Origin of the sequence: Planotetraspora mira, assembly GCF_016863275.1 — a bacterium.
GTDB classification, from domain to species: Bacteria; Actinomycetota; Actinomycetes; order Streptosporangiales; family Streptosporangiaceae; genus Planotetraspora; species Planotetraspora mira.
Genome location: NZ_BOOO01000010.1, coordinates 1 through 19046, shown reverse-complemented (window position 1 = coordinate 19046; position 19046 = coordinate 1). Strand labels below are relative to the sequence as shown.

Here is a 19046-nt window from a genome sequence, read left to right as displayed (position 1 = left end):
GATGCATGACGATCAGTCTAACTTCTCCCGGTGGCACAGAACGGCTGCGCACCCCTGGACGAGCGTGACCGTCGTTCGCTTGCGCCCCATGAGTGCCCTGCGGAGTCTCCTGGCATGTGATCCGGAAGACAATGTTCAAAGCGGTCTTGACGTCACAAGCAGGAAGGAGGGAGTCTCTGGGGGACAAATCAACATTGAGGCAATGGTGCGCAGGAACCTGGTGCGATTCCAGGACGGTCCCGCCGCTGTGACCGAGAAGTCCCTCCCTGAGGTGGCCACCGTTGTGACAGGCGGAAAGGCAGGGGAGAGCGGCGCTCGGGAGTCAGAAGACTGACCCGTTGTCCTCCGTCGTCGGGGCGCGTGACCCCGAGAGGAGAAACCGTGGCCAACGTCGTCGTTCCTTCAGGCAAGCCCGTTCCGCTCCGTATCCCGGTGCGCGAGATCGTTCCCTGGGCCGTCTTCGCCGCGGTGCTCGGACTGGCCCTGCTGTACTTCGTCGGCGCCGAGCAGGGTGCCACGTCGATCATCAGCGGCAGCACTGTGCACGAGTTCGTCCACGACGGACGTCACCTACTCGGTTTCCCCTGCCACTGACGGCCGGGACTCGCTCTCATGATGCGAACTCTGCTGATCCGCGGCATGCTCGTCGGGCTCGCCGCGGCCGCCCTCGCCTACGTCGTCGCATGGTTCCTCGGTGAGCCCCAGGTCGCCCTGGCCATCTCGTTCGAAGAGGCCAAGGCGGCGGCGTCCGGCGAGATGCACGAGCACGAGCTGGTCAGCCGTACCGTGCAGGAGACGTTCGGCCTAATCACCGCACTCGTCGTGTACGGCGTGGCCTTCGGCGGCCTGTTCTCCATCGCCTTCGCCTTCGCGCACGGGCGGATCGGCGACTTCCGGCCGCGGACGACCGCTGCTCTGGTGGCGCTGGTCGGATTCGTGGTGATCTATGTCGTCCCGTTCCTGAAGTACCCGCCCAACCCGCCCGCGGTGGGCAGCGAGGACACCATCGGCTCCCGTACCACGCTGTACGTCACGATGATCGTGCTGAGCCTGTTCACGACCGCCGTCGCGCTGTACGCGGGCCGCAGGCTCGCACCCCGGCTCGGCGCCTGGAACGCCGCGCTGGTGGCGGTGGGCGTCTTCGCCGTCATCATCGGGATCATCTATGTGGTGATGCCGACGGTGAACGAGGTTCCGGCCGACTTCTCTGCGACCGTGTTGTGGCGGTTCCGACTGGCCTCGCTCGCCATTCAGCTCACGGTGTGGGGGACGCTGGGCCTGCTGTTCGGCGGTCTCACCGACCGTGCTCTCGGCAGGCGGACCGCTGGAGCACCCGCCGCTGTCGTGGGCGTCTGACCGTCTCCACGGCCGGCGGCACGGCGAAGCCGCGACTTCATCGGATGTCCCGGTGGCACGTCCTGATCGGACGGACCGCCGGGACTTTCCTTTCTCCGCACGGGACCGCTCCTTTCAGGAGAGGGCACCACGGAGACGCCGGAGAAAGTCAGGTCACTGCATGCCGCCGTGAAGGAACAGGAGCAATCCCAGGCTGAGCAGGGCCGGCTGTACCGGCTCGGGGGCGACGACGGGAACGGCCACCGGTGTGGGTGTCTCGACGACTTCAGGGGTCACGACCACCTCAGGAGCAATGACCACCTCAGGGGTCACGGCCGGCACGGGAGTCGGCGTGACCTCTGGGGAGACCACGACGACCTTCTGCGTGATGTTGCAGACCCGGGAGTTGCGGCACAGGGCGTTCTGCACGCTCGTCGCGCCCGCGGTCGTGGTCGTCGACGTGTTCTGCCGGCCGTAGAGCGAGGTTTCGCTCTTGGCGGAAAGAACGTCGGGTCCCTCGGTCTTCGTCGGCCGGGGGTCTTTGCCGTCCGCATTCGCGGGAAAAGGCGCCAGGGCGCCGATGAATACCGCCGATGCGGAAACACCCGCGACGACGTACGCGGCGAGGGTCTTCCTTCCGGGTGCCCTGCCGTACCGCTGGCAAATCATCGGTCCCCCCGCTGAATCGATCGAGTCCTGGCAGGTATTCCTGCCGCCCGGAGCCGTCGACAGCTTACTTGGCGGGGTGTGATCGCTCATGTTTCACGCGGTCGGGGCGCGCGTTATTACCGCATGATTGCCGGGGAACGAAGAAGAACGGGAAATTCAATCGACTCCGGTGAATGCGCGGCTGTTTTCCCGATGGCCGCAGGGGTGGGCCGGTCGTCACCAGCCACGGAAGAAGTTGAGCTTCTGATGGATCTTGCAGACCCGGGCGCCCCTCTTGCAGAGGCCGGACTGCGTGTTGGTGTTCTCGCTGACGCTGCTGACCTGCTGCACGCCCGTGACGGTGGTCGGGCTGTTGATGGCAGGTGCGTTCTGGTTGTGCCGTCCCTGGTTGCGGTTCCAGACGGGGCCGTGCCCTTCGCCGATGATGGGTGCCCAGGGGCTTTCCGAGGCTCCCCTACTCGCGCTCGCCTGCGCGATGGCGGTGATTCCGGAAAGGGCGAAGGCGGCCGTGGTCAATGCCAGCAGCTGTGCGGTGACGACCACGCCGGCAAACGAACTTCCCGCACGATGACGACGCATTGTCGCGCACCTGCCTCTCACGTCATTCGCTGGTGGTCGCCTTTGTCGGCGCGGACATGGATAACGTGAGCCTGCATACCCTGCGACCGGGCGCCGGTCCCCCGCCGAATGGTCTAAAGCGCAGATGATTACCCGTTCTTTGTCTTCGTCATCTCGGCGCGGTTGTCGGCTTGATCGGCAATTCAGGGGAAATGTTCGGATTCGTCAAGCATGGGCTTCGAAGTTCGTGCACAGCCGGAGACGGTCCGCCGCGTAATTCGGTTGACGCGGGCCCGCCCGTGGAACGACCGTGAGCCTCGTGAATGATTCCATGATCGTTATTTCGGCCGCGTCGGGTGCGCTCGGCCGGTTGGTCGTCGACCATCTCTCCGCCCGTGTCTCCCCCGGCCGGATCGTCGCGGCCGTCCGTGACCCCGGCCGTGCAGCCGACCTGGCGGAGCGCGGCATTCGAGTGCGACGAGGCGACTACGACGACACGGCGAGTCTGCATGACGCCTTCGAGGGCGCCGGTCGGCTGTTGCTGATCTCCTCGCCGGAACTGGATCCGGCCCGTCGCGTTCCCCAGCATCTCGCCGCCGTCAAGGCGGCCAAGGACGTCGGGGTCGGCGCGATCGCCTACACCAGCGTTCTCGGCGCGGACACGGGCGGCGCGGGCGTCGCCGCGGCGCATCACGCCACTGAGCAGGCGATCCTGGACAGCGGTCTGCCGTACACGATGCTGCGCAACCCTTTCTACGGCGAGGCGTTCATCAACCCGGGTCTTCGGGCAGCCGTGACGGCCGGTGAGTTGGCCGGCGGCACCGGAGGCCGCGGTCTCAACACCGCGTTCCGCGCCGACCTCGCGGAGGCCGCCGCGAACGTGCTCACAGGGGACGGCCACCTGGGTCTCGCCTACGACCTCACCGGACCGTTGTGGACTTATCCACAGCTCGCCGAGACCTTGACCGAGGTGTCCGGCACTCCCGTGGCCCATCGGGAGGATCCGGACAGCGTCGCCGGTCCGCTCGCCTGGCTCCACGGACAGGTTCGTGCGGGTGCCCTGGAGACCCAGACCGAGGACCTTTCGCGGGTGCTCGGCCGTCCCGCCACGACCCTGAGGGCGGCCGTCGTCCGTGCCCTCACATCCTGACTCGATCAGACGCCGACCGGAGGGGCCGGGTGGACCCGATGGCCGGAGAGCCCGCAGCCTCTCCCGTCTCGGTTCCGGTGAGTCAGCCGTCCTCGCCCGGGCGATCGGTTCCAGGTCGTCGTTCTCCGCGGAGCCACTGTGCGACCAGCACACGTTCGGCGTGCGGCATGCGTCCCGCGTCGACGGCCTCCGCGGACAGCCGGCGGACTCGCGCCGGGCGTCCCGCGCCGACCTCTGAGGGGGCTGTGGATTCACGTGAAACCGCGGTGGAGCCGAGAGCGGGTGTGCCGGCGGGCAGCGGAGCGGCGAAGACGAACCGCCGTCCGCGCCTGCCGTCGACCGAGATGTAGTCGTCCGCGCCGACGAACCGCGCCTGATCGGAATCCGTCAGGACACGGACGGCGGCCTGGAGCCCGTGCCGCGCGACCGTGGAGGGAAGGCGGTCGGTCTCCTCGTCGGACAGCACGAGCACACCGCCGTCGTGGTGCCCGATGAGCGACACCGACAACTCCTCGAACCCGGCTCGTACGGCCTCAGCCTCGAGCAGGGCCATGGTCGGGAGATCCCAGCCGTGGAGCGAGAAGCCGAGTTCGTCGCGAACGGCCTCGATGCCCGCCCGGGCATAGGGGACGGTCCGGTCCGGCAGGTCGTCGACGGGGAACCACGCCAGCTCCGCGCACTTGTGGGGCTCGGCGTTGACGGGCGTGCCGCTCGTCGTGCGGGCCACCAGGAACATCCCCACACGGGCGGTGCCGCCGGGGTTGCGGTGGTGCGTCACGTGGGCGACGGTCAGGCCGGACACGTCGATCCCGAGTTCCTCCCTCGCCTCCCTCGCGGTCGCGTCGATGATCGACTCGCCCTCCTCAAGATGCCCCGACGGCATGATCTGCCACTCGCCGTCGGCGTATCCCGTGTTCTGCCGGCGGCCGAGCAGCACGCGTCCCTCGTCGTCGAAGAGCAGGAGGTGGACGTCCACGATCGGCCGGTAGCGGCCGGGGGCGTCGGTGGCCGCGGCCAGGAGCGCGGGCAAGGTGGCGGCGCCGTCCGCGATGAAGTCCGCCAGCTCCGGGGAGATCAGGTTCAGCTCCCGCACCTTCTCCGGCCGCACCCGGACGATCTCGTGGATGCCGTTCTCCGGGTCGAGGAACTCGGGTCCGCTGCGCCGGCTCAGGTCCATGTGCACCAACCGGCAGACGTAGACCGTGGTCAGCCTGTCCTGCTCGACGATGGTGAGCACGCGCAGGGCCGGCCCGGCCGTCGCGCCGAGCTCCTCGTCGAGCTCGCGGCGGAGGGTCGCCTCCAAAGTGGCGTCCGTGGGCTCGACTCCGCCCCCGGGAGTGATCCAGTACGGCTCGCGCCCCGGGCGGATCCGCTTGAAGAGGACGATCTCGTCGCCGTCGTAAAGGATCGCTCGGACGCTGTGCCGCGGAGGTCGCATGAGCATCATCCTGCTGCACGCCCACCCCTACGTCCCACCGGGATATGGAGAAAGCGACAATTGGGAAGGGGGGTGACGTATGCGGATAGCCGTGCTCGGAATGGGCCGGATGGGCCGGGCGCTCGCGCAGCGCCTGCTCACCCAGCACTTCTCCGTCACGGTGTGGAACCGGACGCCCGGCCAGGCCGGGCAGGTGGTGCAGGACGGTGCCACGGAGGCGTTCACGCCGGCCGAGGCCGCGCAGGGGGCGGACGCGGTCCTGATGTCCCTCACCGACGACCGGGCCGTCCGTGACGTCATGACCCGGCTCGTCGACGCCGTGCCGGGCGGGGACGACCTCGTGGTGGCCGACACGAGCACGGTCTCCCCCGGCACGTCGCGCGCCCTGCGTGATCTCATGCCGGGGGGCCGGTTCCTGGCCGCCCCGATCCTCGGCGGGCCGCTCGACCTCGTGCTGGGCAACGCGCGGGTCCTGCTCGGCGGCGATCAGATGGCCGCCGAGCGGCTGGAGCCGGTCTGGAGGGACGCCTTCGCCTCCTCGGCCTACTGCGGCGACGATCCCGGTTGCGCGGTGACCCTGAAGTTGCTCAACAACTACCTGCTCATGGCGAACGTCGTCCTGGTGTCCGAGGTCGTCGTCACGGCGGAGGCCGCGGGATTCGACATGGCGGGGGTGCGCAACCAGCTCTTCAGGTGGGCGACCGTTCCGCCCATCCTGCGCAACCGGCTCGACGACATCGTGGGCGGCGCCCATGAGGGATGGTTCACCACGCGGCTCGGCGCCAAGGACGTACGGCTCGCCCGGGAGGTCTCGGAGGAGCACGGGGTCGTCCTGCCGCTCGCCCACCTCGTCGAGCGGCTCTACGAGGAGGCCGCCGAGCTGGGGTGGGCGGAGGCCGACATCGCCGCCGTAGTGGAATTGGTCCGGCGCGAACGGCGCTGACGTGTGTGACCTGGCTTACGTATGAGGAGAGAGTGAACATGGCGGACATGACCTACCGGCGGCTCGGAGACTCGGGACTCGTCGTCTCGGCCGTCGGACTGGGCGCCAACAACTTCGGCCGCAGGATCGACATCGACGCGACGAGAGTGGTCGTCGACGCGGCCTTCGAGGTGGGGATCACCCTCATAGACACGGCCGACATCTACGGCGAGTCCGAGGCGTTCCTTGGCGAGGTCCTGAAGGGCCGCCGTGACGACGTGGTGCTGGCCACGAAGTTCGGCATGGACACCGGGGGCGCCAACGGCCCCGACTGGGGGGCGAGGGGCTCCCGGCGGTACATCCGGAAGGCCGTCGAGCGGTCACTTCGCCGGTTGCAGACCGACTGGATCGACCTCTACCAGATGCACGTCCCGGACCCGTCGACGCCGCTGGAGGAGACGATCTCGACGCTGGCGGACCTCGTCCGCGAGGGCAAGGTGCGCTACGTGGGCTCGTCGAACTTCGCCGGCTGGCAGGTGACCGACGCCGAGTGGATCGCCCGCACCGAAGGGCACGAGCGCTTCATCAGCGCACAGAACGAGTACAGCCTCCTGAACCGGGGGGTGGAGCGTGAGCTCAGCCCCGCGCTGGTTCACCACGGCATCGGCCTGCTGCCGTTCTTCCCGCTGGCCAACGGCCTGCTCACCGGCAAGTACCGCCGCGGCCAGGACCGGCCCGAGGGCACCCGGCTGGCCAGCCGTCCCGAGTACCTCACCGACGCCCGGTTCGACGTCGTCGAGGCGCTGGAGGCGTTCGCCGAGCGGCAGGGCGTCACGCTGCTCGACGTCGCGATCGGCGGCCTCCTCGCCCAGCCGGCGGTGGGCTCGGTGATCGCGGGTGCGACCAAGCCCGAGCAGGTCAAGGCCAACGCCGCGGCCGGCGCATGGGTCCCGGACGAGCAGGCGCTCGCCGAGCTCGACAAGATCGCGCCGCGCCCCAGCTGACGTCAGGGTCGGGGAAGGTTGCGCAGGTTGCTGCGTGCCATGTTCACGACCTCGTCGGCCTCCCCGGCCAGCACCAGCCTCGTCATCGCGAGGGCGAACCCCCTGACCTGCTCCCCCTTGATCTTGGGCGGCATCGACAGGGCGTTGGGGTCGGTGAGCACGTCGACGAGGACCGGCCCGTCCGTCTCGAGGGCCTCGCGCAGGCCCTGCCGTACGTCGGCGGGGTCCTCGATGCGGATGCCCTTCACCCCCGCCGCGCGCGCCATGGCCGCGAAGTCCGGGTTCTTGAGACCGGTCTGGTACGGCGGATAGCCGGCGACGAGCATCTCCAGGGCGACCATGCCGAGCGAGCCGTTGTTGAAGATGACCACCTTCACCGGCAGGTCGTACTGCAGCAGGGTGAGGAAGTCGCCCATGAGCATGGCGAAGCCGCCGTCCCCGCACAGGGCGACGACCTGCCGTCCCGGATACGCGACCTGCGCGCCGATCGCCTGGGGCAGCGCGTTGGCCATCGAGCCGTGGACGAACGAGCCGAGGAGACGGCGCCGTCCCGTGGCGTTGATCAGGCGCGCCGCCCAGACGGTGGACATGCCGGTGTCGACGGTGAAGACCGCGTCGTCGGTGGCGAACCGGTCGAGCGTGGACGCCACATGTTCCGGATGGATCGGACGGCGGTCGCTCACCTCCTCGGCGTAGGTCCGCAGCCGGCCGACGAGTTCCTCGTGCCGGCGGAGCATCCGGTCGAGGAAGGAGGAGTCGGACTTTTCCGCGACTCGGGGAAGCAACGCGCGGACCGTCTCCCCCGCGTCTCCCCACACGCCGAGATCCAGCTTGGACCGGCGGCCGAGACGCTCGCGTCGCAGGTCGACCTGGACGACCTTCGGTTCGGACGGCATGAACTGCACGTAGGGGAAGTCCGTGCCCAGCAGCACCAGCAGGTCGCACTCGTGCATCGCGTCATAGCAGGCGCCGTAGCCGAGCAGGCCCGACATGCCCACCTCGTACGGATTGTCGTAGGCGATCCAGTCCTTCCCGCGAAGTGCGAAACCGATGGGGGCCTTGATCCGCGCGGCCAGCGCCACCACGTCATCGTGTGCGCCGGCGACACCGCGGCCGCAGAACAGGGTGACCCGCCTGGCCCGGTCGATCATCTGGGCGAGTTCCTCCAGCACGGCGTCCGACGGCCGTGCGGTCGGCTGCTGCTCGAGACGGTACGGATGCTCCAGATAGGTCGCGGTCGCCTGCTGGTCGGCCACGTCACCGGGCAGGACGACGACCGCGACACCGGCCCGGCCGATCGCCTCCTGGATCGCGATCTGGGCCACCCGCGGCAGTTGCTCGGGCCGTGAGACCGTCTCGCAGTAGTAACTGCACTCCCGGAAGTAGAGGCCGGGAGTGGTCTCCTGGAAGTAGGAGGTGCCGATCTCGGTGCTCGGCACCTGGGCGGCGAGTGCGATCACCGGGGCCATGCTTCGGTGGGCGTCGTAGAGCCCGTTGATCAGGTGGACGTTGCCGGGGCCGCAGCTTCCCGCGCACGCGGCGGGCCTCCCGGTGAGCTGTGCCTCCGCGCCCGCGGCGAACGCGCCGGTCTCCTCGTGGCGGACGTGCACCCATTGGATGTCGTCGTGGCGGCGGACCGCGTCGACGACGGGGTTGAGGCTGTCCCCCACGACCCCGTACATTCGCCGGACACCGGCGGCGAGCAGGATCTCGACGAACTGGTCGGCGACCGTGCGTCTGGCCATGGCGACGCCCCCTGCCTTCCGTATTGTCACCTTCCCTATCCGAGTGTCCCATTTTCTGGTTTTCGCCCGTCAGTGGCGGCCAAAATCTGCCGCACACGGCGCCGGATCATCCGTTCCGCGGGGAAGTCCGATGGGGTCGAGACCTGAGGCGGTGGATGGTGAAGGTCGGGGTGGTGGGAGTCGGCGCGGTCGGGGCGGCCACCGCGTTGTCCCTCATCGAGCGGGGCGGGATGTGCCGGGAGATCGTCCTGGTGGATCTCGACTCCCGGCGGGCCGCGGGAGTGGCGGCCGACATGCGTTACGCGACGCCGCTGTCGCCCACCGTGGAGGTGCGCGCGGGCGGCTACGACGACCTGTCCGGGGCCGCGGTGGTGATCATCACGGCGGGGCTGAACGAGAAGACCGGAGGCGCCACCGACCGCTCCGACCCCGAAGGCCGGCTGCGGCTCATCGGGGCGAACGCCGAGATCTACGCCGGCATCGTGCCCCGGGTCGTCGCCGCGGCGCCGGAGGCGGTGCTGATGGTGGTCACCGACCCGCCCGATCCGCTGGCCGTCCTCACGCGGCGTCTGGCCGGGCACGACCGGGTGTTCTCCACCGGCACGCTGATCGACAGCCTGCGATTCCGCGTCCACCTCGCCGATCGTCTGAAGGTCAGGCCCAGGGACGTCCAGGCCATGGTCGTCGGCGAGCACGGGACGTCCGAGGTGCTCCTGTGGTCGTCCGCGTCGGCCGGGGGCACTCCCGTCCTCGACCTGCTGGCCCGGTGCGGCGAGCCCGTCGACCTGATTCGGCGGGAGATCGAGGACGACATCCGCTTCGCCAACATCACCATCATCGAGGGGACCGGCGCCAGCCAGTACGGCATCGGCGTCGTGTCCGCGCTCCTGGTCGAGGCCGTGTTGCGCGACGAGCGGGCCGTGCTGCCGGTGGCGGCCTACTACCCGCCGTACGGGACGACGCTCTCGCTGGTCAGCGTGCTCGGGGCCGGCGGCGTTCAGCAGATGTACGAGCCCGCCATGTCGGAGGACGAGCGCGCCGGCCTCGAACGCAGCGTCGTCGCCCTCCGCGAGGCGGCGGGGCGCGCTCTCGCCGTGTTGCCGGACGGGACGTGAGCGACGGATTGGGGGAAAGCTGGCCGCTCCTTGGGCCGGGGCAGACCTGGCGGACCGTCCACGCGGAATAGCGTGAGAGGAATCCGGTGACAAGAGGGCCAAAATGACGCAATCCGGATCTCCTACGGGCTCCCGCTACCTGCCCATCGCCGATCACGGGCTGATCGGTGATCTCCGTACCGTGGCGTTGGTCGGCACCAACGGCACGATCGACTGGTACTGCTGCCCGCGCTTCGACGCTCCGAGTGTGTTCGGATCGATCCTCGACGCCGACCGCGGCGGCTCGTTCGAGTTGGCCGCGTGTGTGCCGTCGCGGACCAAGCAGTTCTACTTCCCGGACACGAATGTCCTGATCACCCGGTTCTACGCCGCCGACGGGGTGGGGGAGATCCAGGACTTCATGCCCGTTGAGGATGAATCACGCGAGGTCGACCGACACCGCCTGATCAGGCGCGTCCTGTGCGTCCGCGGCACGCTGCCCTTCCGGGCCCGGGTGGCCCCCCGGTTCTCCTACGGGACCGAGGAGCACACCCTGCGCATCGAGGATCACCAGGCGATCTTCGAAGCGCCGTCGCTCAGCCTCGCGCTGACCACCAGCGTCCCGATGGAGAGCGACGGCACGGACGTCTGGTCGGAGTTCAAGCTTCTCGAGGGCGAGTCCGCCGTCTTCGCGCTCGATCGCGTCAGTGAGGACGTCGGGCTGAAGGGCTGCCCGCTCGCGGAGGCCGAGGAGCAGTTCGCCGCGACCGTGCGGTTCTGGCGGAACTGGTTGTCCTCGTCCCGCTACCGCGGCCGGTGGCGGGAGATGGTCCACCGTTCCGCGCTGACGCTGAAGCTGCTCACCTACGCCCCGACCGGGGGGATCGTCGCCGCCCCGACGACCAGCCTGCCGGAGCAGATCGGCGGCGAGCGCAACTGGGACTACCGCTACGTGTGGATCCGCGATGCCGCGTTCTGCGTGTACGCGCTGCTCAGACTGGGCTTCGTCGGTGAGGCCGAGGCGTTCATGGACTTCCTGTCGACCCACGTCACGATGTGCGGCGTCGGCCCGTCGGGCCCGTTGCAGATCATGTACGGCATAGACGGCCGTACCGACCTGCCGGAACAGGAACTCGGGCACCTGGAGGGCTACGAGGGCTCCGGGCCGGTGCGAACGGGGAACGGAGCCGTCCACCAGCTTCAGCTCGACATCTACGGAGCGCTCATCGACGGCATCTACCTGTACGACAAGTGGGCGCGGCCCATCTCCAGCGACCGATGGGACCAGGTGGGCGTGCTCGTCGACTGGGTCTGTGAGAACTGGGACCGGCCGGACGAAGGCATCTGGGAGACCCGCGGCGGACGCAAGGACTTCGTCTACTCCCGCCTGATGTGCTGGGTCGCGATCGAGCGGGCCATCCGGATGGCGCTGCGGCGGGGACTGCCGGCCGACATCGAACGCTGGCGTGAGTCCCGCGACGCCATCTACCGGCAGATCATGCGACGCGGCTGGTCGACCGGCCTGAGTGCGTTCGTCCAGCACTACGACGACGACGTGCTCGACGCGGCCGTCCTGATGATGCCGCTCGCCATGTTCGTCTCCCCGACCGACCCCAAGTGGCTGTCCACGCTGGACGCCCTGGGGAGGCAGCTGGTCTCGGACTCGCTGGTGTACCGCTACGACCCCGTGGCCACCCCCGACGGCATGCGGGGGGACGAGGGCACCTTCTCGATCTGCTCGTTCTGGTACGTCGAGGCGCTGTCTCTCGCCGGGCAACTCGACGAGGCCAGGCTGGCCTTCGAGAAGATGCTGACCTACGCCAACCACCTGGGGTTGTACGCGGAGCAGATCGGGCACACGGGGGAGCAACTCGGCAACTTCCCGCAGGCCTTCACACATCTCGCGCTGATCAGCGCCGCCTTCAAGCTCGATCGCGCGCTGGGCTGACCTCGATCGCGCGCTGGCTGACGAGGCTCACTGAAGGTGGTCGACGATCTGCTCGATCTCGGCGCGCTGCGTCTTCACGATCTTGTTGGCCAGATCCTTGGTTCCCTGGTGCTCACCCGAGCCGGCCGCCTTCTCGGCCATCGCGACGCCGGCGTCGAGGTGCTTGGCCAGGACCGAGAGCCACAACCGGTCGAAGTCGGCACCTGACCTGCCCTCGAGCGCCAGGATCTGCGTCTTGGAGATCATCCCTGGCATGTCGTGACCCATGTCGATGTCGCCACTCGGCACCTCGACCTGCCAGGACCGCAGCCACCCGGACATCACGCGGATGTCGGCGGCCTCGTGCTCGGTGATCTCCTTGGCGAGGGTCTTCACGTAGGAGTCGGACCCACGTTCGGACGCGAGCGCGGCGATCTGGATGGTCTGCCAGTGATGGGGGATCATCTCCTGGGAGAAGCGCACGTCCGCGTCGTTGTGACCGGCCTTGCCCTTGTCGGCGGCGGGTGCGGCGGCCGCGTCCTGTCCGTAGGCCGCGGATCCGGAGACGGCGGAGCACCCGGTCGACGACGCCACGACGATTCCGACTGCCGCGGCCATGACCGTGAGCGACCTTTTCATGGCATGTCCTCGTTCCCGCGCCGTGGTTCGCCTGATTCGCAGACAGGATTCACAGGCAGGTACGCGCGGGAGGCGGGGGGAGTTCAGCCGGAGTCGCAGGGGCCGGGTCGCGGGGACGTTCTCACTTCTCCGGCCGCTCGGTGACATTCACCCGCGCGTACGGTCGAGCCGGCGCGTCAACGGCATTCGACCGGGGGTTTCGCCTAAAGAAGAGATTTCCGCCGGGTTCTCGGAGTCCGGAGTGAATTGAATTCCGGGAAACCGTGGAAATGTTTCAGTGATTTCTCTCGTTCAGTGACCGGACGCCCGGCGAATCGTCCTGTCGATGAAACCCGCCCAGACCGCCTTGCCCAGAGGGCGCAGGGGCGTCCAGCCCCACCGGTGGCTCACCGCGGCGATGAGTTGCAGGCCCCGGCCGCTCTCCGCGACGTGGTCGGGTGCGCGCAGGATCGGTGGATCGTTGCTGGGATCGGTGACCATGCACACCACCGAATGGCGCGACCGGAAAAGGTAGAGCCGCACGGGATGGGGCTCGGAGGTCGGCCGGCGCAACCCGTGGCCGACGGCGTTGGCGACGAGTTCGCTGACCGCCAACGAGGCGTCGTCGATGATGTCAGGCATGGCCCAGGTCCGCAGCACGCCCGTCGTGAAGCGCCGTGCCGTACCGGCCGCGGCGAGGTCACGGTGGCACTCGTGCGCCGCGACCTCCAGCTCACGCTGCCCGCCGCCCCGCTCGACGGCCTCCCACGGCCAGACCCTGCCGATCGGAAACGCCTGGTCGGCGGTGTCAGACCACCGTTCCCAGCCGTCGCCGTCGGCTTCCACCAGGGAAGCGCCGTCCGTTCGAATCCCAGTCATCAAGAGCCCTGTGCGGTCCCTGTCAGGTATGTGATGAGATGAATCGGTTAGTCATAATGCTCCCTTTTGCTGTCCTTATGCAAGTGCGGATGCACGTGCAGCCCGTCGCGGAGGTGTGGAGCCGTATCCTGACCGGTGAACCGGAGGTGAGGTTCCGATGACCGAGATCCGCAACGGCATGAACGCGTCGCAACTGCCCGGCCTCGTTTGGCGCAAGAGCAGGCACAGCAATCCGAACGGCAACTGCGTGGAGATCGCCGAGCTCCCCGACGGGCGGTTGGCCGTGAGAAATTCCAGAGACGCGGCAGGCCCTGTTCTCGTTTACACGCGCGACGACTTTGTTGCCTTCGCGCACTCCGTTGAAAATGGCGATTTCGACGATTTCCTCGAGGACTAGCATTACGGCTTGCCAAAAAGGGTCGCGCGGGTATTGTTAACGAGGCGTAAATCATTGGAACGGCCCAAAAGGACCTGGAATGACTACGGCCCCGACGGAGGGCGCACAGCCTCACCCGCGCACCCCCACTGCACCACCTCGAACTTCCACGGTCCTGCGGATCCTCCTGGGCACCCAGTTGCGCCGCCTGCGTGAGAGCAGGCGCATCACGCTGGAGGAAGCCGGGCGGGCCATCCGCGCCTCGCATTCCAAGATCAGCCGCATGGAGCTCGGCCGGGTCGGCATCCGAGGTCGAGACGTCGCGGACCTGCTCACCCTGTACGGCGTGGCCGACGAGGACGAGCGCGCCGCCATGCTGGCCCTGGTGTCCCAGGCCAACGTCCCCGGCTGGTGGCACAACTACGACGACGTGCTCCCCTCATGGTTCGAGGCATACGTCGGCCTCGAACAGGCGGCCACCGGCATCCGGAACTACGAGGTGCAGTTCGTTCCCGGACTGCTCCAGACCGAGGACTACGCGCGATCGGTGATCAGGCTCGGGCATCCCGACGCCCGTCCGGAGGATGTCGAGCGCCGCGTCCAGCTCCGGATGGCCCGCCAGGAGATCCTCACCCGGCCGGACCCGCCGCATGTCTGGGCCGTCGTCGACGAGTCGGTGCTGCGGCGCTCACCCGACAGCCCGGCCGTCATGCGGAGCCAGATCGACCGCCTTCTGGAGTTGGTGGCGAGGCCCACCGTCACCCTGCAGGTGGTGCCGTTCAGCGCCGGCGGTCACGCGGCCGCGGGGGGACCCTTCAGCATCCTGCGCTTCGCCGAGGCCGACCTCCCCGACGTCGTCTACCTCGAACAGCTCACCAGTGCGGTCTATCTCGACAAGCGAGAGGACGTCGACCGCTATCTCGCGGTCATGGAGCGCCTGTGCATCAAGGCCAAGCCGGCGACGGACACCCGGCGCATCCTCCACGAGATCTCAGCGGACCTCTGAGCCCGCTTTCGCCCCGCCGTTCCCTTCGGCAACAGCTCTGTCATGCTGCGAAAAAGTGCCCAATCGGCAGGCAAGATGTGTCAGGTGCACCTCGGTGGTAAGGGGAGTATTTGCCACTGTGTGAAAGCGGAAGGCGATGATGACGTTGGTGAGCAGCCTGCTTACCTTGGATTTCGAACTCGGTTCGGTCACAAGGGTGCGGCATCTCGTCACGGAGTCCGCGCGCGACGCCGGGCTGGAGGGTGCCGCGCTGGAGGACTTCGTGCTGGCCGTCCACGAGGCTCTGACCAACGCGGTACGGCACGGCCTGCCGCCACGAGGCATCGCGCTGTGGACGGAGTCCGGTCAGCTGATCTGCGAGGTGTCCGACAGGGGGCCCGGTATCCCCGCCAAGGCCCTTGATCTCGACTATCCGTCGACCCGGTTCGATTTCGGAGGGCGTGGTCTCTGGCTGATGAATCGTCTGGCCCACCGGGACGTCAGGACGGGGCCTCACGGCACGACGTTACGGCTTTGCGTGGATCTTCCCTGAAGGTCGCCGGGGCTCTTTCCGCCGGCTCGGACGGTCTTACGCTCACGGCAGAGCCGAGGTGTCGTGTCCGAAACGGGGCCCAAGTGATCGCTCGCCGACCGGGTGGTACGAGGGTTAGCTAAGGTGTGACCTGGGCAGTCATGATTCACCAACCGGTGGCGCAAGCCGTACGGCATGCCCGGCAGGCAGGCCGTTAATTATTGATCTGGTGCAACCGATTCTCAAGCAATCAGGGTGACGCGCCGAACCCTTGCTAGGCTGCAGAGAACCGTAGAACCGGGCGTTGTCTCACCCGGCAGGTGAGACCGTTGAGAAGTGGGGTCACACCGTGAAGAAGCTGCTCGTTCTCGCGCTGGTCGCTCTCGGAGGGCTGCTGGTCTGGCGCAAGGTGCAGACTAACCGCGCCGAGCTTGACCTGTGGACCGAGGCGACAGGTAGCGAGAACTGATTACCCGAGATGGGTCTTGATCGTGGGAAGGGTCCGGGAATGGCACCCGTGAAACTGGCCTGCCTCGATCTGGCGGGAACCACGATCGGTGACATCGCCATGGTGGAGCGAACATTCGCCGAGGCGATCGCCACACAGGGCATCGTTCCCGGGACCAGCGCATATGCGCGTGCCATGGTGCATGTGCACCGGTCCCGGGGCTGCCCGAAGATCGATGTCTTCCACGGGATCTTCCCGGACAACGAGGCCCAGGCACGGGCGGCGAACCTCACGTTCGAGCGTGCGTATGAAGGGGCCATCGACCGGAGCGGGCTCGTTCCTCTGCCCGGAACCGTCGAGGCCCTGGAGAAGCTGCGTGACGCAGGGGTGAAGATCGCCCTCATCACCGGCTTCAGCAGGTCCACGCTCAGCCGGGTCCTGAGCGCGCTCGTCTGGGCGGACAAGCTCGATCTTGCGCTGTCCCCGCAGGACGCCGGGCGCGGGCGCCCCTATCCCGACCTGGTGCTGACGGCGGGCCTGCGGTCCGGGATCGAGGACGTCAGGGAGGTGGCCGTGGCCGGCGACTCCGAGAGCGACATGCTCACTGGTCGTCGTGCGGGTGCCTCGATCGTCGCCGGTGTGATGACGGGCGGCCACAGCCGGGCACGCCTGCTCGGCGCCGGGGCGACGCACATCATCGACTCGATCGCCGATCTCCCTTCGCTGATCCTCGGCGGCGACGTCGGTGCGAGCGAGGTCGGTGCGGGCGAGATCGTCACCCCTGCCTGACAGGTGCTCGTCTCGGCTCGTCCGCAGGTGGAACCGTTTTCCATGCGGTGACGGAGGAAGTCGAGTGGCGCGCGGGCCGGGCTGTTGCTACGGTGTGCATCCGGAACAAGTCGCACCACAGACGGCGTTGTTCCTGGTCAGTGACTCGCTTTCGGGGCCTTAGCTCAGCTGGCAGAGCGCCTGCTTTGCAAGCAGGATGTCAGGAGTTCGAATCTCCTAGGCTCCACCCATACGAAAGCCCAGGTCAGGGATATTTTTCCCGACCTGGGCTTTGATCTTTATTTGGCCTGGCGCTTCCTTGCCCGATCAGCTTGTCGAGTTGCCGTCGTCGGCCAGAGGCAGCATTTGGTGCGTGATGCCTCATCGTGGGCGGGTGACAGGGACCACTGACAGCACGTGGTCGAGGCCCTTGAAGTCCTTGGGGTTGCAGGTGTAGAGCGGCAGCCGGTTGGCGATGGCCACGCAGGCGATCATCAAGTCTGCTGTCCGGGGACGAGGTTTGCGGCCTGAGGCGATGACAGCGGTCCAGAGTTGGCCGTACTCGCGCGCGGCGGTGTCGTCGAAGGGCAGGGGATCGAACTCGGCCTCGACGGTCTGCAGGATCTTCATCCTCTGGGCGAGTTCCTGTGGTCCGGTCGCCACCAGCACGCCGACAGACAGTTCGGCGGTGGTGATGGCGCTGATCATCATCTCGTCGGGCAGTTCGTCGGGGTCGATGGCTGCGCGCAGGATGAGGATGTTGGTGTCGAGCAGGCCGTGAGGGTGGGTCATTCCTCGCCCTCGACGAACTCGCCTCTGCCGTAGGCGCGGTCATAAGGGTCGTAGAGATCGTCGTTGACGTGGCGATCCATGTCTTCGTGATACTTCCGGTCGTCCAGCAGAGGCATCCCTCGGGAAACGGCGGCGAACTCCGCCCGAGAGACGGCTCGGCGCCGCCGGCGGATAGGGACGAGGTCGCCGATGTGGTGGCCGTTGCGCGTCACGGCGTATCGCTCGCCCCTTTCCAAGCCGTCCATGATCTCGGCTGATCGGTTGCGAAGGTCGCGCTGAGAGATCTGGTGCGAGGGGTCCGGTTCAGGAGTACTCACTCTTCGAGGGTACAGCCGCGTGCCATCAAGTGCTACGACGTAGCACAGCGGCCTTCTTCGGCTTCCGTGCCCGTTGTGTGCTTGTTCCGTTTTGATCTTCTGTCGGGGGTCCCGGGGAGTCGGTGATGTGCCGATTCCCCGGGATCACGGATTCGCGCTGCCTACTGGACGGTGACGCTCTTGGTGGTGGTCGCGGGTGTGCCGATGCCGTTGGCCGCCTTGAGGGTGAACTTGTAGGTGCCCTTGCGGGTGGGGGTACCGGACAGGGTGCCGCCGGTGGCCAACTTCAGGCCGGTGGGGAGTTTCCCGGAGGCGAGGGTGACCTTGGGTGCGGGGTATCCGGTGGTCGGGAATTTGTAGATGTAGTACTTGCCGGCCCGCGCGGTGGGTGGGGTGGCGGTGGTGAATTTGGCTGGGCCGTTGACGATGACGGTCTTGGAGGCCTTGGTGGGGGTTCCGATGCCGCCGGTCGCCTGGAGGGTGAAGGTGTAGGAGCCGCCCTTGCTTGGGGTGCCGGACAGGGTGCCGCCGGTGGCGAGCTTCAGGCCGGACGGGAGCGTCCCGGAGGCGAGGGTGACCTTGGGGGTGGGGGTCCCGGTGGCGGCGAACTGGTAGATGAAGTACTTACCGGTCTGCGCGACCGGCGGAGTCCCTGTGCTGAACTTCGCCGGGATGTAGGCGCTGATGCTCGCGGTGGTGTCGGTGCTGCCCAGGTTGTTGGTGGCGGTGGCCTTGCAGGTCACCTTGTGGGCGGCGTCGCCGGTCACCGGGGTGTAGGTGGAGGCGGTCGCGCCCGAGATCGGGGTCGTGTCCCGCGACCAGGTGTAGCTGACCGAGGTGGCGGCGACGAACGGGGTCTTGCAGGTCAGCTTGGTGCCGACGGCGCCGGTGCCGGTGATCGACGCCTTGCCGGCCAACGTCGGCGGGCCCACCTTCACCAGCGTTTGGGAGCCTCCGGTCGAGATCTGGGTGACCGAGCTCAGCCCAGGCACGTAGACCGGGGATTTCCACCCCACATGCGGCCAGGTGCCGGGACGGGTGACGGGGGTGCCGTCAGCGCGCTGCCCGTGGAGGAGGGAGTTGTTTCCCCACACCGCCACGGTGCCGTTCGAGCGCACCGCGACACTGTCGTCGAGGCTCCCGCTGACCTGGACGACGTTGGTCAGGCCCTCGACCGCTACCGGGGTGGTGCGGACGTTCGCGTAGTAGCTGCCGTCACCGACTTGCCCATAGGTGTTGTCTCCCCACGCCCACACGGTGCCGTCTGAGCGCACCGCGAGACCGTGGCCACCGCCGGCGTCGATCTGGACCACCCCGGTCAGCCCCTTGACCGCTACCGGGGTGTGGCGCTCGGTGCCGGTGCCGATGCCTCCGTCGCCGAGTTGCCCGCCGTTGTCGGCGCCCCATCCCATCACTGTGCCGTTCGAGCGCAGCGCGAGACTGTGCTCGCCGCCGGCGGAGATCTGGGTCACTCCGGTCAATCCGGCCG

The 19046-nt window shown here is 67.9% G+C and carries 21 protein-coding genes, 1 tRNA gene and 1 riboswitch; of the genes, 13 read left to right on the top strand and 9 right to left on the bottom strand.

What is annotated here, in order from left to right; all coding sequences use genetic code 11:
- Window positions 1-188 precede the first annotated feature (188 nt).
- A riboswitch (cobalamin riboswitch) is annotated at window positions 189-353 on the top strand.
- 28 nt (window positions 354-381) lie between these two features.
- Window positions 382-594 carry a CbtB domain-containing protein gene (locus Pmi06nite_RS10465; protein WP_203952725.1) on the top strand — a complete coding sequence of 71 codons (213 nt, stop codon included), beginning with the start codon at window positions 382-384 and terminating at the stop codon, window positions 592-594.
- An 18-nt stretch (window positions 595-612) separates the two neighbouring features.
- Window positions 613-1356, top strand: coding sequence for a CbtA family protein (locus Pmi06nite_RS10460; RefSeq protein WP_203952724.1), 744 nt, complete (start codon window positions 613-615; stop codon window positions 1354-1356).
- Window positions 1357-1509: 153 nt separating this feature from the next.
- On the opposite strand, the gene Pmi06nite_RS10455 is transcribed toward Pmi06nite_RS10460, so the two are convergent.
- Both Pmi06nite_RS10455 and Pmi06nite_RS10450 read right to left on the bottom strand, forming a co-directional pair.
- A complete protein-coding gene (locus Pmi06nite_RS10455) occupies window positions 1510-2004 on the bottom strand; it encodes a hypothetical protein (RefSeq protein WP_203952723.1) in 495 nt (164 codons plus the stop codon).
- Between the two features lie 216 nt (window positions 2005-2220).
- A complete protein-coding gene (locus tag Pmi06nite_RS10450; RefSeq protein WP_203952722.1) occupies window positions 2221-2547 on the bottom strand; it encodes a hypothetical protein in 327 nt (108 codons plus the stop codon).
- 334 nt (window positions 2548-2881) lie between these two features.
- On the opposite strand from Pmi06nite_RS10450, the gene Pmi06nite_RS10445 reads away from it, so the two are divergent.
- Window positions 2882-3712: an NAD(P)H-binding protein gene (locus Pmi06nite_RS10445; protein ID WP_239113803.1), complete on the top strand. Its 831-nt coding sequence runs from the start codon at window positions 2882-2884 to the stop codon at window positions 3710-3712.
- 82 nt (window positions 3713-3794) lie between these two features.
- On the opposite strand, the gene Pmi06nite_RS10440 is transcribed toward Pmi06nite_RS10445, so the two are convergent.
- Window positions 3795-5150: an NUDIX domain-containing protein gene (locus Pmi06nite_RS10440; RefSeq protein ID WP_239113802.1), complete on the bottom strand. Its 1356-nt coding sequence runs from the start codon at window positions 5148-5150 to the stop codon at window positions 3795-3797.
- 79 nt (window positions 5151-5229) lie between these two features.
- Between Pmi06nite_RS10440 and Pmi06nite_RS10435 the strand changes: the two genes are divergently transcribed.
- Both Pmi06nite_RS10435 and Pmi06nite_RS10430 read left to right on the top strand, forming a co-directional pair.
- A complete protein-coding gene (locus Pmi06nite_RS10435) occupies window positions 5230-6093 on the top strand; it encodes an NAD(P)-dependent oxidoreductase (protein WP_203952721.1) in 864 nt (287 codons plus the stop codon).
- 38 nt (window positions 6094-6131) lie between these two features.
- The gene (locus tag Pmi06nite_RS10430) at window positions 6132-7076 is read left to right on the top strand and encodes an aldo/keto reductase (RefSeq protein WP_203952720.1); all 945 of its coding nucleotides are present in this window, start codon (window positions 6132-6134) and stop codon (window positions 7074-7076) included.
- Between the two features lie 2 nt (window positions 7077-7078).
- On the opposite strand, the gene Pmi06nite_RS10425 is transcribed toward Pmi06nite_RS10430, so the two are convergent.
- On the bottom strand, window positions 7079-8821 hold the full coding sequence (locus tag Pmi06nite_RS10425; RefSeq protein WP_203952719.1) for a pyruvate dehydrogenase: 1743 nt from the start codon (window positions 8819-8821) through the stop codon (window positions 7079-7081).
- A 155-nt stretch (window positions 8822-8976) separates the two neighbouring features.
- Between Pmi06nite_RS10425 and Pmi06nite_RS10420 the strand changes: the two genes are divergently transcribed.
- Both Pmi06nite_RS10420 and Pmi06nite_RS10415 read left to right on the top strand, forming a co-directional pair.
- Window positions 8977-9936: a lactate/malate family dehydrogenase gene (locus Pmi06nite_RS10420; protein ID WP_203952718.1), complete on the top strand. Its 960-nt coding sequence runs from the start codon at window positions 8977-8979 to the stop codon at window positions 9934-9936.
- 103 nt (window positions 9937-10039) lie between these two features.
- Window positions 10040-11863, top strand: a complete 1824-nt coding sequence (locus tag Pmi06nite_RS10415; RefSeq protein WP_203952717.1) for a glycoside hydrolase family 15 protein — start codon at window positions 10040-10042, stop codon at window positions 11861-11863.
- A gap of 27 nt (window positions 11864-11890) precedes the next feature.
- On the opposite strand, the gene Pmi06nite_RS10410 is transcribed toward Pmi06nite_RS10415, so the two are convergent.
- Window positions 11891-12481, bottom strand: a complete 591-nt coding sequence (locus tag Pmi06nite_RS10410; protein ID WP_203952716.1) for a DUF305 domain-containing protein — start codon at window positions 12479-12481, stop codon at window positions 11891-11893.
- A gap of 291 nt (window positions 12482-12772) precedes the next feature.
- On the bottom strand, window positions 12773-13339 hold the full coding sequence (locus Pmi06nite_RS10405; RefSeq protein WP_203952715.1) for an ATP-binding protein: 567 nt from the start codon (window positions 13337-13339) through the stop codon (window positions 12773-12775).
- Between the two features lie 157 nt (window positions 13340-13496).
- Between Pmi06nite_RS10405 and Pmi06nite_RS10400 the strand changes: the two genes are divergently transcribed.
- From Pmi06nite_RS10400 to Pmi06nite_RS10380, 6 genes are all read left to right on the top strand, one after another.
- Window positions 13497-13736, top strand: coding sequence for a DUF397 domain-containing protein (locus tag Pmi06nite_RS10400; protein WP_203952714.1), 240 nt, complete (start codon window positions 13497-13499; stop codon window positions 13734-13736).
- A gap of 79 nt (window positions 13737-13815) precedes the next feature.
- Window positions 13816-14721 (top strand): Sco1979 family transcriptional regulator, encoded by a 906-nt coding sequence (locus Pmi06nite_RS10395; protein ID WP_203952713.1) that lies wholly within the window; start codon window positions 13816-13818, stop codon window positions 14719-14721.
- Window positions 14722-14869: 148 nt separating this feature from the next.
- Window positions 14870-15253, top strand: coding sequence for an ATP-binding protein (locus Pmi06nite_RS10390; protein ID WP_203952712.1), 384 nt, complete (start codon window positions 14870-14872; stop codon window positions 15251-15253).
- 328 nt (window positions 15254-15581) lie between these two features.
- Window positions 15582-15701 carry a DLW-39 family protein gene (locus Pmi06nite_RS41845; RefSeq protein WP_239094587.1) on the top strand — a complete coding sequence of 40 codons (120 nt, stop codon included), beginning with the start codon at window positions 15582-15584 and terminating at the stop codon, window positions 15699-15701.
- A 39-nt stretch (window positions 15702-15740) separates the two neighbouring features.
- Entirely contained in the window at window positions 15741-16469 is a 729-nt protein-coding gene (locus tag Pmi06nite_RS10385) for an HAD family hydrolase (RefSeq protein ID WP_239113801.1), read from the top strand.
- 153 nt (window positions 16470-16622) lie between these two features.
- Window positions 16623-16695 (top strand) — tRNA-Ala (locus tag Pmi06nite_RS10380).
- A 134-nt stretch (window positions 16696-16829) separates the two neighbouring features.
- On the opposite strand, the gene Pmi06nite_RS10375 is transcribed toward Pmi06nite_RS10380, so the two are convergent.
- The 3 genes from Pmi06nite_RS10375 to Pmi06nite_RS10365 all read right to left on the bottom strand — a co-directional run.
- Window positions 16830-17240, bottom strand: a complete 411-nt coding sequence (locus tag Pmi06nite_RS10375) for a type II toxin-antitoxin system VapC family toxin (RefSeq protein ID WP_203952710.1) — start codon at window positions 17238-17240, stop codon at window positions 16830-16832.
- On the bottom strand, window positions 17237-17557 hold the full coding sequence (locus Pmi06nite_RS10370; protein ID WP_203952709.1) for a type II toxin-antitoxin system Phd/YefM family antitoxin: 321 nt from the start codon (window positions 17555-17557) through the stop codon (window positions 17237-17239). Before Pmi06nite_RS10370 ends, Pmi06nite_RS10375 begins: the two co-directional genes overlap by 4 nt.
- Before the next feature lie 161 nt (window positions 17558-17718).
- Window positions 17719-19046 (bottom strand): putative Ig domain-containing protein (locus Pmi06nite_RS10365; protein ID WP_239113800.1); only part of this gene is annotated, 1328 nt, incomplete at its 5' end.